We start from the raw sequence: 13,381 nt of genomic DNA, 5'->3' as shown, positions 1-13,381 counted from the left end.
CCTTTCACGAGCAAGGGGAAGGGGGGTGTTCAGCCCCTCAGGACAGGGAAGAGGTGTAATCCTCATAGGTGAATTCGCGGATCAGCTCGACAGTGCCATCGGCGCGACGGATCGCGATCGAGGGCATGTTGACGCCGTTGAACCAGTTCTTCTTGACCATCGTGTAGCCCGCCGCGTCGCGCACCGAGATCCGGTCGCCGACCTGCAGCGGCGCGGCAAAGCGCGCCTCGCCGAAGATGTCGCCCGCCAGGCAGCTCTTGCCCGCGATCTGATAGGGGAAATCGCCGTCCTGCGGCAGCTTCGCGCTTTCGCGGTAGATCAGCAGGTCGAGCATATGCGCCTCGATCGAGCTGTCGACGATGGCGATCTGCTTGTCATTCTCGAGCAGGTCGAGGACCGAGACCTCGAGCGTGGTCGATTGCGTGATCGAGGCCTCGCCGGGTTCCAGATAGACCTGCACGCCGAAGCGCTCGGAGAACGCCTTCAGCCGCGCGGCCAGTTCCTCGATCGGGTAGTTTTCGCCGGTGAAATGGATGCCGCCGCCCAGGCTGACCCAGTCGAGCTTTTCCAGAAGCGGTGCGAAGTCGCGCTCGATCCGGCCGAGCTGTTCATCGAAAAGCGCGAAGTCGCGGTTCTCGCAATTGTAGTGGATCATCACGCCCGAGATCAGGCTGGCCACGTCGAGCAGTTTCGCGATGTCCCACTCGCCAAGCCGCGAGAACGGGCGCGCCGGGTCGGCCAGATCGAAACCGGAGGTCGAGAAGCGCGGGTTCAGCCGCACACCGCGCTGGATGCCGGCCGATTGCGCCTCGAAGCGTTTCAGCTGGCCGGTGGTGTTGAAGATGATCTTGTCGGCGTAACCGCAGGCCTCGTCGATCTCGCGGTCGGACCAGGCGACGGAATAGGCGTGGGTTTCCTTGCCGAACTTCTCGCGGCCAAGGCGCAGCTCGTAGAGCGAGGACGAGGTGGTGCCGTCCATCCAGGGGCGCATGATGTCGAAGGCCGACCAGGTCGCGAAGCATTTCAGCGCCAGCAGCGCCTTCGCCCCGGACGCTTCGCGCAGGGCGGCGATCTTGCGCATGTTCTCGAGGAGACGCGCTTCGTCGATCAGGTAGAAGGGTGTCGGAATCATGGGCCCCCCCAAGCGGCAAAGTGAAGCCGCGATATAGGCCCCCGCCCCTGCCTTCGCAAGGAAAACTCAGTCGACCCGCAGCGCGTCCTTGGCTACCGCCAGAGTGTAACCCTTGCGTGAAATGTTCCTGACAAGCAGTTCCGAGACAAGCGCGTTGCCGAGCCCGTCGCGCAGCCGCTTGATCCTTGTGGCGCCGGCGGCCTCGTCGCACTCGGCCTCGGGCTTGCCCGAGATCACCGATTCGATCTGCGCGCCGGTGAGGATGTCGTCATCCATCCGCGCCTCGGCCAGCACGGCCAAGGTCTCGATCGCGGCGGGGGTCAGCGAGAAGGCCATGTCGTTCAGCATCACCGCATTCTCGGCGCGGCGGATGCGCAGGCTCTGCACCTCGATCCCGGTGCGGCGGATCTCGCCCATGCGCCGGTTCAGCCCGACGATGGTCAAAAGCAGCACCAGGGCCGCCACCATCAGCGCGGTGGCAAAGACCAGCAGGATGAAGATGATGATCCGATAGGAGGTCAGCATCTCGGAAAAGGCGGTGCCGGACTGGCCCAGCACCTCGAGCAGGCGCAGCTGCGTCGGGTCGGTCAGGGCATCGTTCTGCACGAAGATCTGCTCGACGCGCGCGTTGAAGGCATCGGCGTCGGGCAGCGACAGGAACAGCAGTGCGGCGGCAAGACCGAGGATCGCGGTGATGCCCGCCACCCCCCAGGTCACCGCGCGGGCGCCGGTCTTCAGCCCCTCAGTAACGGAGGAAGTATGGTCCGGCACTGGCTTTCCTCTGCTCGAGTCCTTCGGGCCCGAAAATGGACACGATGTTGAGCAGCGTCCAGCCGTCTCGCGCCAGTCGCGGCGCCAATGCGCGGGAGGCCGCCTGTTTCGTGCAGGCATTGTCGGGCAGCTGCGCCACGCCGTAGTGCAGGCGCAGCGGATCGTCCCGCTTGGCCTTGTAATCGGCAAAGCACTGCGCCTGCGCCGGGGCGGCGACCAGCACGGCAAGGGCAATGGCAAGGGCGGAGAGCGCGTGTGTCATCATGCCTGACAGGCTGCGATGGGATGCGGGGTTATGCAATGACAAAAGGGGTTTGCGCCCGTTGTTATCGGATAACCGGGGGCTGATATTGCGCGGCGGAGGGGCTCTGGCCAAGGGTGAGGCATCGCAACTGCGGGCCCTCCCGCATCAGCCAGGACAGATCCCATGACCGGAGTTTTCCGCACCCGCCTGACCGCCGCCATCACCGCTGCCGCGGTGGGGCTCGGCGCTCTCGCCACCACCGCCAGCCCGGCCGCCGCGCTCAGCGATGACGGCCGGCAGGCGCTCGGCTGGGTCGTCGGCCTCGGCGCCGCGGCGCTGCTGCTGAACGAGATCGACAAGGACAAGGACCGCCGCCGTGCCGCGCCGGCCCCGGTCTATGCGCCGCCCGCCGGATATTACGGCGGCGGCCACGACCGCTATGACCGGGACGACCACTATGACCGGGACGATCGCCGCGCCTATTCCCCCTCGCGCAATTCCGTCCCGGGCAGCTGCCTGATGCAGGTGCGCACCCGGGACGGCCGCCGCGAGGTGATCGACGGCAGGTGTGCGCAGCGCGCGCTTGGCCGGGTCGAGCTGCCGCGCAGCTGCGCCTTCGACCTGCTCACCGACCGTGGCGGGCGCGAGCGCGTCTATGGCCGCAACTGCCTCGAGGACCGCGGGTTCCGCATCGGCCGGTACTGAGTCGGCCGACTGCGGCGAGAGGGCGGGGGGATCCCCGCCCTTTTCCGTTGCGCGGCAGGGGCTGAACGGGCAGGACGGGGCCATGACACAGGCACCCGATTATTCCTTCGAGCTGGCGGCGCAGGCGCGCGGCCTGCTCCGTATCGCCGGTACCGACGAGGTCGGCCGCGGCCCGCTGTGCGGCCCGGTCACCGCCGCCGCGGTGATTCTCGATCCTGCGCGCATCCCCGAGGGGCTGAACGATTCGAAGAAGCTGACGGCGAAGCGCCGCGCCGCGCTGGTCGAGGAGATCACCGCCTCCGCCGACTGGTGCGTGGCCCACGCCAGCGTCGAGGAGATCGACAGCCTCAACATCCTGCGCGCAAGCCATCTGGCGATGTGCCGCGCCGTCGCCGGGCTGCGGCGGCTGCCCGATCATGTTCTTGTGGACGGAAACCGCTTGCCACAAGATCTTGGGGTCTCGGCCGAGGCGATCGTGAAGGGGGACGGGCGCTCCGTCTCGATCGCGGCGGCCTCGATCCTGGCCAAGGAAGCACGCGATGCGCTCATGGTGGGCTTGGCGCAACAATACCCCGGCTATGGCTGGGAACGGAATGCGGGCTACCCGACACGGGATCACCTGCAGGCCCTTCTAGATCTTGGCGTGACCCCCGTTCATAGGCGTTCGTTCAAGCCAGTACACAACATCTTGTGCCAAGCGAAATCTGTAAGTGCTTGATTCAAAAAAGAATTTGACGGGGAATCGCCTTTGACTCATGTTTGACCCCACCAGATCGGCACAAGCCGACACCCATACGGGCAAGCCCGCAAAGGGCAGAACGAGGCAGACATGACGAAAACCACCGTGCGGGCGCAGCAGCCTTTGCTGCCGCTCAACCAGATTCTTGCAGGCGACTGCATCGAGATGATGAACAGCTTGCCCGAGGCAAGCATCGATCTCATTTTCGCCGATCCGCCCTATAATCTGCAGCTGCGCGGCGAGCTGCACCGGCCCGACAATTCCAAGGTCGACGCCGTCGATGACGCCTGGGACCAGTTCGGTTCCTTCGACCATTACGACCGCTTCACCCGCGACTGGCTCGCCGCCGCGCGCCGGATCCTGAAGCCGAACGGGGCGATCTGGGTGATCGGCTCCTATCACAACGTCTTCCGCCTCGGTGCCGAGCTGCAGAATCAGGGCTACTGGATCCTGAACGACGTGGTCTGGCGCAAGTCGAACCCGATGCCGAACTTCCGCGGCAAGCGGCTGACCAACGCGCATGAGACGCTGATCTGGGCCTCGAAGGGCGAAGGTGCCAAATACACCTTCAACTACGAGGCGCTGAAGGCGCTGAACGAAGGCGTGCAGATGCGCTCGGACTGGGTGCTGCCCATTTGCACCGGCAACGAGCGGCTGAAGGACGACGCCGGCGACAAGGCGCATCCGACGCAAAAGCCCGAGGCGCTGCTGCACCGCATCATCCTCGGCACGACGAACCCGGGCGACGTGGTGCTCGACCCGTTCTTCGGCACCGGCACCACCGGCGCCGTGGCGAAGATGCTCGGCCGCGACTACATCGGCATCGAGCGCGAGGAAGCCTATCGCAAGGTCGCTCTGAAGCGGCTCGAGAAGGTGCGCAAGTTCGACAAGGAAGCGCTCGAGACCACCACCTCGAAACGCGCCGAGCCGCGCGTGCCCTTCGGCCAGCTGGTCGAACGCGGCATGCTGCGCCCGGGCGAAGAGCTTTACTCCATCGGCAACCGCTTCAAGGCCAAGGTCCGTGCCGACGGCACGCTCGTCGGCAATGACGTGAAGGGGTCGATCCATCAGGTCGGCGCCCATCTCGAGGGCGCGCCGTCCTGCAACGGCTGGACCTACTGGCACTTCAAGCGCGAGGGGAAACTCGTGCCGATCGACCTGCTGCGTCAGCAGATCCGTGCCGAGCTGAACTGATCCCGATCACGGGTTACCGCCAGTGCCCGTGGTCCGCCCGCGGGTACGACCTTGCCCCGCCGTTCGCTCGGCGGGGTCTTTTGGCCAAGGGCCGCCGCACTTTTCATCTTGCCTGAAATACCTCGCGGGGGTCCGGGGGCGCGCAGCCCCCGGCGCGATCCACCCGATCCCGCTCAGCCGTCCTCGAGATGCGCGCGCAGCTCGCGCAGCACCGGCAGCACCGCCCGCACCTTCTCCGGCCCGACCGAGCGCACCACATCCGCGATCACCGGCATGAAGGCCGCCAGCGCCGCGTCGCGGGCATGCCGCCCGGCGGGCGAGATCGAGACGAACTTGCGCCGCGCATCGTCCCAGTCGGGGCGGATATGCACATGCCCCGCCCATTCAAGCTTCGACAGCGTGTTGGTCATCGCGCCGCGGGTGACGTGAAAGGTCGCGGCGAGCTGCGCGGGGGTGCGCTCCTCGCCGATATGGGCGAGATGGTTCAGCACCGAGAAATGCGAGATCTCCATGCCGCGTGGCAGCGCCCGGCTCACCGTGTTGCGGGCAAGCTGGTCGACCATGAAGACCTCGGCGAAAAGCGAGGCGGCCAGAGGATCCGAGCCGTCGTTCATGGGCCCTCGAAGTCGCGGTCGTGGGACAGCGAGGGCACGCGGCCGCGGGCCTCGGCGACGCGCGCCATGTCGATCTCGACCAGCGTCACCCCGGGCGCCTCGCCGCCATCGGCCAGCACCTCGCCCCAGGGGGCGACGGCCAGGCTGTGGCCCCAGGTGCGGCGCAGCCGCTGGCCAGGGGTGGCGTCATGCACGGCATGGGCGCCGCATTGCGCGGGGGCAAGGACGAAGCAGGTGTTCTCGATCGCGCGGGCGCGGATCAGGCTTTCCCAATGCGCCGCGCCCGTGGTGTCGTTGAAGGCGGCGGGCAGCGTCAGGATCTGTGCGCCACCCTTCGCGCTGCGGCGGAACAGCTGCGGGAAGCGCAGGTCATAGCAGATCGCCATGCCGATCTTCGCGAATCCTGCGTCGGCCACCACCGCCCGCGTGCCGGGGCGATAGCCCTCCGATTCGCGGTATTTCTCGGTTTCCGAGACATCGACGTCGAACATGTGGATCTTGTCATAGCGCGCGACGATCGCGCCCGAGGGGCCGATCAGGAACGAGCGGTTGGCGAAGCGGCCATCGGCGTCATGCGTCTTCAACCCGAGCGAGCCGATCAGCAGCGTGATGCCAAGCGCCGCGGCCTCGGCGCGCAGCGCGGCAAGGGTCGGGTCGTCTTCCTCGTGGCACAGCACCTCGCGCTGCCAGCCGCGGTCCGAGGACAGCAGGTTGGTGCATTCGGGGGTCAGCACGAAGCTGGCGCCGGCGGCCGCGGCCTCGCGGATGAAAGCCAGCGTGACCGGCAGGTTGGCCGCCGGATCGTCGCTGACCGACAGCTGGACAAGAGCGGCCTTCATGCGTCGGCCAGCATCGCGTCGAGCTTGCCCGCCGCGTCAAGCGCATGCAGATCGTCGCAGCCGCCGACATGCGCGCCGCCGATGAAGATCTGCGGCACCGTGCGCCGGCCGTTCGCCCGCGCCATCATCGCGCTGCGCAGCGACGGATCGGCGCCGACGTCGGTCTCCTCGAAGGTCACGCCCTTCTTCGTCAGCAGCGCCTTGGCGGCGATGCAATAGGGGCAGGTGCGGGTGGTGTAGATCTCGACGCGTTTCATGGGCAATCCCTCCGGTCCGGGCAGATTAGAGGGATTTAGGCGTCTTTCGCAACGCGCGCCAGTGCCGCGACCGAAACCCGTGCCGCGCCGGCCTCCAGCACCGCCTGCGCCGCGGCGGCAAGGGTGGCGCCGGTGGTCATCACGTCATCGACGATCAGCACCGGCCGGCCGGCGATCGCGGCGGCGTGGCGTGCCCGCACGGCGAGCGCGCCGTCGAGATTGGCGAAGCGTTCGGCAGGGCTGCGGCCGTCCTGGCTGGGCGTGGCGCGCAGGCGCACCAGCAGGTCGGGCAGATGCCTGCCCCCCGCCGCCCGCGCCACCTCGCGCGACAGCAGCGCCGCCTGATTGTAGCGCCGCCGGATCAGCCGCAGCCGGTGCAGCGGCACCGGGGCGACGATCGTCTCGGCGCTCAGCAGTGGCGCCGCGGCGCGGGCGAGCCAGCCGCCGAGCGGGCGCGCCAGGTCAAGCCGGTCGCCGTGTTTCAGCGCCAGCACCAGCTGCCGCCCGGTGCCGGCATAGTGCAGTGCCGCGCGCCCCTGCGCCCAGGGCCGCGGCGTGGCAAGGCAATCGTCGCACTGGACCTGTCCCTCGGCCTCGCCCGGCAGCGGTGCGCCGCAGGCGTCACAGGCCAGCCCGGTGATGAAGCCGGTCTCGCTCCAGCATGGGCCGCACAGGCCGAAGTCGGTGGCCACCGCCGCGCCGCAGGCGATGCAGCGCGGTGGCAGCACGACATGCAGCAGCTGCAGCGCCATGGCGCGGATCGCCGCTGGCATCCGTTCGCGGATCGCCGTAATCTCCGGCCCCATCATGACCACGCCGCTCCCCCTGACCGATCGAGACGCGCTGACGCGCCACCGCCGCCGCGCCGCCGCAGAGCCCGCGCTGTTCCTGCACGAGGATGCCGCCGCCGAACTTCAGGAGAGGCTGCTCGAGGTTAACAGAACGTTTACGGACCCGGCCCTGGTGACGAATTTCCCGGGTCCCTGGCGTGCCGTGCTGCCCGGGGCAAAGGTCGTCGCCGATGACGAGGTGCTGAGCCTCGACCCCGGCGCGCATGACCTTGTCGTCCATGCGCTGTGCCTGCACTGGTCGAACGACATCGTCGGGCAGATGGTGCAGGCGGCGCGCGCGCTGCGGCCCGACGGGCTGTTCATCGCGGTGATGTTCGGCGGCCAGACCCTGACCGAGCTGCGTGCGGCACTGGGCGAGGCCGAGATCGCCGTCACCGGCGGGCTCAGCCCGCGGGTGCTGCCGATGGGCGAGATCCGCGACCTCGGCGCGCTGATCCAGCGCGCGGGGCTCGCGCTGCCGGTCGCCGACAGCGTGATCCGCAAGGTCACCTATCCCGACCCGCTGCGGCTGCTGACCGATCTGCGCGCCATGGGCGAGACCAACGCGCTGAGCGCGCGGCCGCGCCATTTCACCCGTCGCGCGGTGATGGCCGAGGCGCTGCGCCACTATGCCGAGAATTTCGCCGAGCCGGACGGCCGGGTGCGGGCGACCTTCGACATGGTCTGGCTGACCGGCTGGAAGCCGCATGAAAGCCAGCAGAAGCCGCTGCGCCCCGGCTCGGCCGCGCATCGGCTGGCCGAGGTGCTGGGCACCTTCGAGCTGCTGGCGGGCGACAAGGCCGGGCGCTAACCAAGCGCGGTCAGGAACCCTTTCGACCACCAGTGCACATCCTTCTTCAGAAGGAGCTGCATCATCCCCTCGTGCCGGCGCTGGCGCTCGGCCAACGGCATGGCGAGTGCGGTCATCATCGCCGTCGCCATCTGCTCGGGGTCGTGCGGGTTCACGGTGAGCGCGTCGACCAGCTGCTCGGAGGCGCCGGCGAACTGGCTCAGGATCAGCACGCCGGGGTCGTCGGGGTCCTGCGCCGCGACGAATTCCTTCGCAACGAGGTTCATTCCGTCCATCAGCGGCGTCACCAGCGCGATGTCGGCCGCGCGGTAGAGCCCGGCCAGCACCTCGCGCGGGACGGGGCGGTTGATGAAGCGGATCGGCGTCCAGGTGATGTCGGCGAAGGTGCCGTTGATCTGGCCCGAGAGATGCTCGGTCTCCTGGCGGATGTCGTCATAGGCCGGCACCCCCTCGCGCGTCGGCGGCGAGATCTGGATCAGCGAGACGAGGCGGTGCCAGTCCTCGTGCCGGTCGAGGAATTCCCCGAAGGCGCGGAAGCGCTGCGGCACGCCCTTGGTGTAGTCGAGCCGGTCGACGCCGATCATCAGCCGCCGGTTCGGCTTCACCAGCCCCTCGGGCAGTTTCGTCACCTGCTCTTCGGCGAGCGTGCGGAACTCGGCCGCGTCGATGGCGATCGGGAAGGCGGCGATGCGCACCTGCCGCGGCTCGAGGTGGATGAAGCCGCCGGCAAGCTCGGTCGCGCCGCCGATCTGCACCATCGCATCCATGCAGTTGCGCACGTCGCGTTCGGATTGCAGGCCGACAAGCTCGTAATGGGAAAGCCATGCGCACAGCTCGGGCCCGTTCGGCAGCGCCTGAAGGGCAAGCGGCGTCGGGAAGGGGGTGTGCAGGAAGAACCCCATCCGGTTCTCGGCACCCAGCACCCGCAGGTCATGGGCCAGCGGCAGCAGATGGAAATCATGCACCCAGATCCGGTCGTCGGGCTCCAGCACCTCGAGCAGCATCTTTGCCAGGCGCCGGTTCACCGCCTTGTAGCCCGCGAGATAATCGCCGCGGATGTCGAGCAGGTCGGTTCGGCCGTGAAACAGCGGCCAGAGCACCGAGTTTGCATAGCCGTGGTAATAGCTTGCCTGCTCCTCGGGGCTGAGGTCGAAGGCCAGGCGGCGGAACGGGCCGCCCTCGATCTCGGTGAAGCGGTTCTCGGGCGTCTCGGAGAGCTCTCCCGAGGTGCCGATCCAGACCCCGCCGCGTTCGGCCAGGGTATCGGCAAGGGCGACGACCAGCCCGCCCGAGGGGGTGGGGCCAAGCGGCAGGCGGTTCGAGAGGCAGATCAGGCGTCCCATCTCAGCCCTCCATGCCAAGCCAGTGCAGCACCGCCTGCGGGTCCGGCAGGCGATAGCGCGCGGCACTGTCGCCTGGGCCGACCTTGATGCCGAAACCGCCCTGCGCGCCGGCCCAGGCCAGCGCCGGCTCGTCGGTGGCGTCATCGCCGAGGAACACCGGCGCGCGGCCGGCAAAGGCGGGCAGCGCGGTCAGTGCGGCCAGCGCCCGGTCCTTCGAGGCGCCCTCGGGTTTCAGCTCGAAGGCCATCTTCGCGGGCTGCACGGCAAAGCCGGGGCTCGCCGCGGCAAGGGCCTCGACGAAGGCGGCCACCGCGGCCCCGGCCGCGGGCCGGTCGCGGAAATGCACCGCCCCGCCCAGCGTCTTCGGCTCGTAAAGCAGGCCTTCGCGTGCGGCAAAGCCCGAAAGTGCAGCCTGCACCGCGACGATGCCGGCGGGGGGGCGGGCGAGGGGCGGGGCCATCCCCCGTGCCTCGGCGCCGTGGCTGCCGACGAGGAGCCCGTCGAAGCCGTCGAGGAAGCGGGCGAGTTCGGGCAGGGAGCGGCCAGAGACGATGGCGAGCGCACCGTCAAAGATCTCGCTCAGCCGGCGCAGATGCGCGGCAAGGCCCGGCGGGACCACCACCGCGTCGGGTCGCGGCGCAATACCGACGAGGGTGCCGTCGAAGTCGAGGAAGAGGGAGGCGCGCGCGAAATCGGGCGCGGGCGGGGCGCTTGCGGAAAAGGGGCTGTCGGAAGTCATGGCTGAAGGGTAGGTCATCCTGTCCTGATTGCAACGGTCGCATTGACCCGGGGGGAAAACGCGATAAGTCGGGGGTGGTTCCCGAAGCGACAGGACATGAGATGAAGATCGACCCGAACCCGCGCCTTGCCCACGCCCCCGCCGACCACCCGCCGGTGCCGCAAGCCAAGATCGGGGTGCTCTTCGCCAATCTCGGCACGCCGGATGCGACCGACTACTGGTCGATGCGGCGCTATCTGAACGAATTCCTCTCGGACAAGCGGGTGATCGACATCCCGTCGTGGAAATGGCAGCCGCTGTTGCAGCTGATCATCCTGACGAAGCGGCCCTTCACCTCGGGGGCGAATTACCGCTCGATCTGGAATACCGAGGCGAATGAAAGCCCGCTGATGACGATCACCAAGAGCCAGGTCGCGAAGCTGCGCGAGGCAATCGAGGCGCGCTTCGGCGCCGGCGTGATGGTCGATTTCTGCATGCGTTACGGCAATCCCTCGACCGCCTCGGTGGTCGAGCGGATGGTGCAGGCGGGCTGCGAGAAGATCCTGTTCTTCCCGCTTTACCCGCACTACGCGGGCGCGACGAGCGCCACCGCGAACGACGCCTTCTTCCGCGCGCTGATGACGCAAAAGCGCGCGCCCGCCGCCCGCACCGTGCCCGAGTATTTCGACCGGCCGAGCTATATCGACGCGCTCGCGCAGTCGGTCGAGCGGGTCTATGCCACGCTGCCCGCCCGCCCCGACGTGCTGGTGGCCTCGTATCACGGCATGCCCAAGCGCTATCTGATGGAAGGCGACCCCTACCATTGCCAGTGCCAGAAGACCTCGCGCCTGCTGATGGAACGGCTTGGCTGGCAGAAGGGCGATATCGACACCACCTTCCAGTCGGTCTTCGGCCGCGAGGAATGGCTCAAGCCCTATACCGTCGAGCACGTGGCCGAGCTTGCGAAGGCCGGCAAGAAGAACATCGCGGTGATCTCGCCGGCCTTCTCGGCCGATTGCATCGAGACGCTCGAGGAGATCAACGGCGAGATCCGCGAGGCCTTCGTGCATGCGGGCGGCGAGAGTTTCACCTACATCCCCTGCCTCAACGACGACGAACCGCATGTGCGCGCGCTGATGGAAGTGGTCGAGGAAAACCTCGCCGGCTGGATCGACTGAGACCGGGGACGGCGGCGCCGCGTGTCGGCAGGATCTGCAGGATCCGCGTCGGCCGCTGCGAACGGTCATGAAAAAAGGGCCCCGAGGGGCCCTTTCGCATCCGGTCTGCGGCGTGGGGTCAGATCAGCACGACCTGGGTGCCGACCTTGGTCAGGCCGTAGAGTTCCTTGATGTGCTGGTTGTAAAGACCGATGCAGCCGTTCGACGACTTGCGCCCGATCTTGCGCGTGTCGTGGGTGCCGTGGATGCGGTAATACTGCCAGCTGAGGTAGAGCGCGTGGGTGCCAAGCGGATTGTCCGGGCCCGCGGGCACGAAATCCGGCCAGTCGGGGTTGCGCTGCTTCATCGAGGGGGTGGGCGACCAGGTCGGGCCCTCGACCTTGCGGATCACCTCGGTGCGACCGCGGCGGGTCAGCTCGTTCGAGACCGGAACCGAGGTCGGGTAGAGCTTGTAGACCGACTGATCCTCGGACCAGAAATGCAGGCAGCGCGAGATCGTGTCGACGAGGATGATGCCGTTCGTCGTGTTGCTGAAGTAATCATGCCAGTCGAGCTCGCGGAAGCTCGAGATGTTGCGCCGCATGTTGGTGTTCGCCGATTCCTCGAAGGTCTCGAGCCCGGCGTCGGGGGTCTGCGCGAACACGGCAGGGGCGGCAAGGCTTGCACCGGCAAGGGCCGCAGTGCCGAGGAAGGCGCGACGATCAAGCGTTTTGCGCGCGATGGTCATGGGTCAACTCCGCTTGCGGCCGAGTCCCGCGGCCGCTTCGCGCGCAGCATTAGTGCGCCTTTGCCGCAGGTGCAAATCAAACCATCGTCATCAGGCGATTTCACGCAACTGTGGGTTTGCGTGGCCTTTGCGCGAGGTGTAAGGCTCGGCGCTGAAATTCCGGGGGACAGAGAATGACCAGCGTGAAAGCCCTGATGCTGCTTGCCGTGATGGCAGTGGCCGCCTGCCAGCCTTCGGGGCCCGAACTCGGCCCTGACGGCAAACCCTTGCCGGAGGTGTACCAGATCACCTCGAAGGTCGGGAAAGAAATTCCCGGCCGCGTGCTCGAAGCGGTGAACTCGCTGCGCGCCGCGCGCGGCACCGCACCTGTCGTGCTGAACCCGCAGCTGATGGCGGCGGCGGCGGCGCATTCGCAGGACATGGCGCAGCAGAACCGGCCGTGGCACTGGGGGTCTGACGGCTCCTCGCCGATCGACCGGGCGCGCCGGCAGGGCTTCACCGGCGAGCTGGTGGGCGAGAACATCTCCGAGACCTATGAGACCGAGACCGAGACGCTCTCGGCCTGGATGGGGCTCTCCGACACCCGCGACGTGATCCTGAACCCGACTGCGACCGAGATGGGCTTTGCCTGGTATCAGGAGCCCTCGGGCAAGATCTGGTGGACCATGGTGACCGGGCACAACTGAGCCCGGTCCGCCACCGACAGCGCATGAAAAAGGGCCCCGCGGGGCCCTTTGCCGTCTCCGGGATCTGTCCGCCGCTCAGGGCATCAGGAAGACCGGGGTGCCGGTTCCGACCATGGCGTAGATCTCCTCGATCTCGGGATCGGTCACCGCGACGCAGCCGGCGGTCCAGTCCTGGCGGCCGCCGTCCTTGCCGGCGCGGCCATGGATGAAGATGTCGCCACCGGGCTTGCGGCCGAGCGATTCGGCGAAGACGCGGTCCTGGTCGTTCGGATAGGAAATGCCGAGCGACAGGTGATAGGCCGAGTTCGGATTGCGGCGGTTGATGTAGTAAAGCCCCTCGGGGGTGCGGCCGTCGCCCTCGAACTGCTTGCGTCCGACCGGGTTGCCGCCAAGCGCGACCTTGTAGTCGCGCACGACCTTGTCGCCCGAGATCAGATACATCTCCCGCTGCGCCTTGTGCACCTGGATCTGGGTCACGGGCGGGCCGGAATAGCGTTGGAACTTGGTGGAATCGCCGCCACAGGCGGAGAGGAACGGGACGGTCGAAAGTCCCGCAAGAAGCGTGCGCCGGTGCATGTTCATGCCTGTTATCT

The 13,381-nt window shown here is 67.7% G+C and carries 17 protein-coding genes; 6 read left to right on the top strand and 11 right to left on the bottom strand.

The genetic code is table 11. The annotated features are described in order from the left end of the window. Positions 1-37: 37 nt before the first annotated feature. The 3 genes from DYS74_RS02810 to DYS74_RS02800 form a co-directional block, all read right to left on the bottom strand. A complete protein-coding gene (locus DYS74_RS02810) occupies positions 38-1,132 on the bottom strand; it encodes a carboxynorspermidine decarboxylase (RefSeq protein ID WP_121530702.1) in 1,095 nt (364 codons plus the stop codon). 66 nt (positions 1,133-1,198) lie between these two features. Then, positions 1,199-1,903 carry a winged helix-turn-helix domain-containing protein gene (locus DYS74_RS02805; RefSeq protein ID WP_121530700.1) on the bottom strand — a complete coding sequence of 235 codons (705 nt, stop codon included), beginning with the start codon at positions 1,901-1,903 and terminating at the stop codon, positions 1,199-1,201. Further along, the gene (locus DYS74_RS02800) at positions 1,875-2,165 is read right to left on the bottom strand and encodes a hypothetical protein (RefSeq protein WP_394342932.1); all 291 of its coding nucleotides are present in this window, start codon (positions 2,163-2,165) and stop codon (positions 1,875-1,877) included. The genes DYS74_RS02805 and DYS74_RS02800 overlap by 29 nt, the downstream gene beginning before the upstream one ends. 165 nt (positions 2,166-2,330) lie before the next feature. On the opposite strand from DYS74_RS02800, the gene DYS74_RS02795 reads away from it, so the two are divergent. The 3 genes from DYS74_RS02795 (at position 2,331) to DYS74_RS02785 (ending at position 4,785) form a co-directional block, all read left to right on the top strand. After that, a complete protein-coding gene (locus tag DYS74_RS02795; RefSeq protein ID WP_121530696.1) occupies positions 2,331-2,852 on the top strand; it encodes a hypothetical protein in 522 nt (173 codons plus the stop codon). An 82-nt stretch (positions 2,853-2,934) separates the two neighbouring features. Further along, positions 2,935-3,570 carry a ribonuclease HII gene (locus DYS74_RS02790; protein ID WP_121530694.1) on the top strand — a complete coding sequence of 212 codons (636 nt, stop codon included), beginning with the start codon at positions 2,935-2,937 and terminating at the stop codon, positions 3,568-3,570. 111 nt (positions 3,571-3,681) lie between these two features. After that, positions 3,682-4,785, top strand: a complete 1,104-nt coding sequence (locus DYS74_RS02785; protein ID WP_121530692.1) for a site-specific DNA-methyltransferase — start codon at positions 3,682-3,684, stop codon at positions 4,783-4,785. A gap of 173 nt (positions 4,786-4,958) precedes the next feature. On the opposite strand, the gene DYS74_RS02780 is transcribed toward DYS74_RS02785, so the two are convergent. From DYS74_RS02780 to DYS74_RS02765, 4 genes are read right to left on the bottom strand one after another with little or no spacing between them, the layout of a single operon-like run. Continuing rightward, positions 4,959-5,399, bottom strand: coding sequence for a MarR family winged helix-turn-helix transcriptional regulator (locus DYS74_RS02780; RefSeq protein WP_121530690.1), 441 nt, complete (start codon positions 5,397-5,399; stop codon positions 4,959-4,961). Continuing rightward, entirely contained in the window at positions 5,396-6,238 is an 843-nt protein-coding gene (locus DYS74_RS02775) for a carbon-nitrogen hydrolase family protein (RefSeq protein ID WP_121530688.1), read from the bottom strand. The genes DYS74_RS02780 and DYS74_RS02775 overlap by 4 nt, the downstream gene beginning before the upstream one ends. Continuing rightward, the gene (grxC, locus tag DYS74_RS02770; RefSeq protein ID WP_121530686.1) at positions 6,235-6,495 is read right to left on the bottom strand and encodes a glutaredoxin 3; all 261 of its coding nucleotides are present in this window, start codon (positions 6,493-6,495) and stop codon (positions 6,235-6,237) included. Before grxC ends, DYS74_RS02775 begins: the two co-directional genes overlap by 4 nt. Before the next feature lie 35 nt (positions 6,496-6,530). Then, entirely contained in the window at positions 6,531-7,247 is a 717-nt protein-coding gene (locus tag DYS74_RS02765) for a ComF family protein (protein ID WP_121530684.1), read from the bottom strand. A 55-nt stretch (positions 7,248-7,302) separates the two neighbouring features. On the opposite strand from DYS74_RS02765, the gene DYS74_RS02760 reads away from it, so the two are divergent. Continuing rightward, positions 7,303-8,136 carry a methyltransferase domain-containing protein gene (locus DYS74_RS02760; RefSeq protein WP_121530994.1) on the top strand — a complete coding sequence of 278 codons (834 nt, stop codon included), beginning with the start codon at positions 7,303-7,305 and terminating at the stop codon, positions 8,134-8,136. Here DYS74_RS02760 and DYS74_RS02755 read toward each other — a convergent pair. Then, positions 8,133-9,479 (bottom strand): alpha,alpha-trehalose-phosphate synthase (UDP-forming), encoded by a 1,347-nt coding sequence (locus DYS74_RS02755; RefSeq protein ID WP_121530682.1) that lies wholly within the window; start codon positions 9,477-9,479, stop codon positions 8,133-8,135. The genes DYS74_RS02760 and DYS74_RS02755 overlap by 4 nt on opposite strands. 1 nt (position 9,480) lies before the next feature. Next, positions 9,481-10,236 (bottom strand): trehalose-phosphatase, encoded by a 756-nt coding sequence (gene otsB / locus DYS74_RS02750; protein WP_245965174.1) that lies wholly within the window; start codon positions 10,234-10,236, stop codon positions 9,481-9,483. A gap of 83 nt (positions 10,237-10,319) precedes the next feature. Between otsB and hemH the strand changes: the two genes are divergently transcribed. Then, a complete protein-coding gene (gene hemH / locus DYS74_RS02745; RefSeq protein WP_121530678.1) occupies positions 10,320-11,375 on the top strand; it encodes a ferrochelatase in 1,056 nt (351 codons plus the stop codon). A gap of 118 nt (positions 11,376-11,493) precedes the next feature. On the opposite strand, the gene DYS74_RS02740 is transcribed toward hemH, so the two are convergent. After that, positions 11,494-12,102 (bottom strand): L,D-transpeptidase, encoded by a 609-nt coding sequence (locus tag DYS74_RS02740; RefSeq protein ID WP_121530676.1) that lies wholly within the window; start codon positions 12,100-12,102, stop codon positions 11,494-11,496. Positions 12,103-12,275: 173 nt separating this feature from the next. On the opposite strand from DYS74_RS02740, the gene DYS74_RS02735 reads away from it, so the two are divergent. Further along, complete coding sequence (locus DYS74_RS02735; RefSeq protein WP_121530674.1) at positions 12,276-12,788, top strand: CAP domain-containing protein; 513 nt, start codon at positions 12,276-12,278, stop codon at positions 12,786-12,788. A 75-nt stretch (positions 12,789-12,863) separates the two neighbouring features. Here DYS74_RS02735 and DYS74_RS02730 read toward each other — a convergent pair whose 3' ends face one another. After that, complete coding sequence (locus tag DYS74_RS02730) at positions 12,864-13,364, bottom strand: L,D-transpeptidase family protein (protein ID WP_121530992.1); 501 nt, start codon at positions 13,362-13,364, stop codon at positions 12,864-12,866. Positions 13,365-13,381: the final 17 nt, after the last annotated feature.

Origin of the sequence: Paenirhodobacter hankyongi (assembly GCF_003664585.1) — a bacterium.
Taxonomy (GTDB): domain Bacteria; phylum Pseudomonadota; class Alphaproteobacteria; order Rhodobacterales; family Rhodobacteraceae; genus Rhodobacter; species Rhodobacter hankyongi.
Note: the sequence above shows the minus strand (reverse complement) of the source record. Positions and strands in the feature narration are given on the sequence as shown.

Excerpts from the sequence above, each read along its gene's own strand:
- DYS74_RS02810 (WP_121530702.1), bottom strand. The coding sequence starts at position 1,132 with ATGATTCCGACACCCTTCTACCTGATCGACGAAGCGCGTCTCCTCGAG.
- DYS74_RS02800 (WP_394342932.1), bottom strand. The coding sequence starts at position 2,165 with ATGACACACGCGCTCTCCGCCCTTGCCATTGCCCTTGCCGTGCTGGTC.
- DYS74_RS02795 (WP_121530696.1), top strand. The coding sequence starts at position 2,331 with ATGACCGGAGTTTTCCGCACCCGCCTGACCGCCGCCATCACCGCTGCC.
- DYS74_RS02790 (WP_121530694.1), top strand. The coding sequence starts at position 2,935 with ATGACACAGGCACCCGATTATTCCTTCGAGCTGGCGGCGCAGGCGCGC.
- DYS74_RS02785 (WP_121530692.1), top strand. The coding sequence starts at position 3,682 with ATGACGAAAACCACCGTGCGGGCGCAGCAGCCTTTGCTGCCGCTCAAC.
- DYS74_RS02780 (WP_121530690.1), bottom strand. The coding sequence starts at position 5,399 with ATGAACGACGGCTCGGATCCTCTGGCCGCCTCGCTTTTCGCCGAGGTC.
- DYS74_RS02775 (WP_121530688.1), bottom strand. The coding sequence starts at position 6,238 with ATGAAGGCCGCTCTTGTCCAGCTGTCGGTCAGCGACGATCCGGCGGCC.
- grxC (WP_121530686.1), bottom strand. The coding sequence starts at position 6,495 with ATGAAACGCGTCGAGATCTACACCACCCGCACCTGCCCCTATTGCATC.
- DYS74_RS02765 (WP_121530684.1), bottom strand. The coding sequence starts at position 7,247 with ATGGCGCTGCAGCTGCTGCATGTCGTGCTGCCACCGCGCTGCATCGCC.
- DYS74_RS02760 (WP_121530994.1), top strand. The coding sequence starts at position 7,303 with ATGACCACGCCGCTCCCCCTGACCGATCGAGACGCGCTGACGCGCCAC.
- DYS74_RS02755 (WP_121530682.1), bottom strand. The coding sequence starts at position 9,479 with ATGGGACGCCTGATCTGCCTCTCGAACCGCCTGCCGCTTGGCCCCACC.
- otsB (WP_245965174.1), bottom strand. The coding sequence starts at position 10,236 with ATGACCTACCCTTCAGCCATGACTTCCGACAGCCCCTTTTCCGCAAGC.
- hemH (WP_121530678.1), top strand. The coding sequence starts at position 10,320 with ATGAAGATCGACCCGAACCCGCGCCTTGCCCACGCCCCCGCCGACCAC.
- DYS74_RS02740 (WP_121530676.1), bottom strand. The coding sequence starts at position 12,102 with ATGACCATCGCGCGCAAAACGCTTGATCGTCGCGCCTTCCTCGGCACT.
- DYS74_RS02735 (WP_121530674.1), top strand. The coding sequence starts at position 12,276 with ATGACCAGCGTGAAAGCCCTGATGCTGCTTGCCGTGATGGCAGTGGCC.
- DYS74_RS02730 (WP_121530992.1), bottom strand. The coding sequence starts at position 13,364 with ATGCACCGGCGCACGCTTCTTGCGGGACTTTCGACCGTCCCGTTCCTC.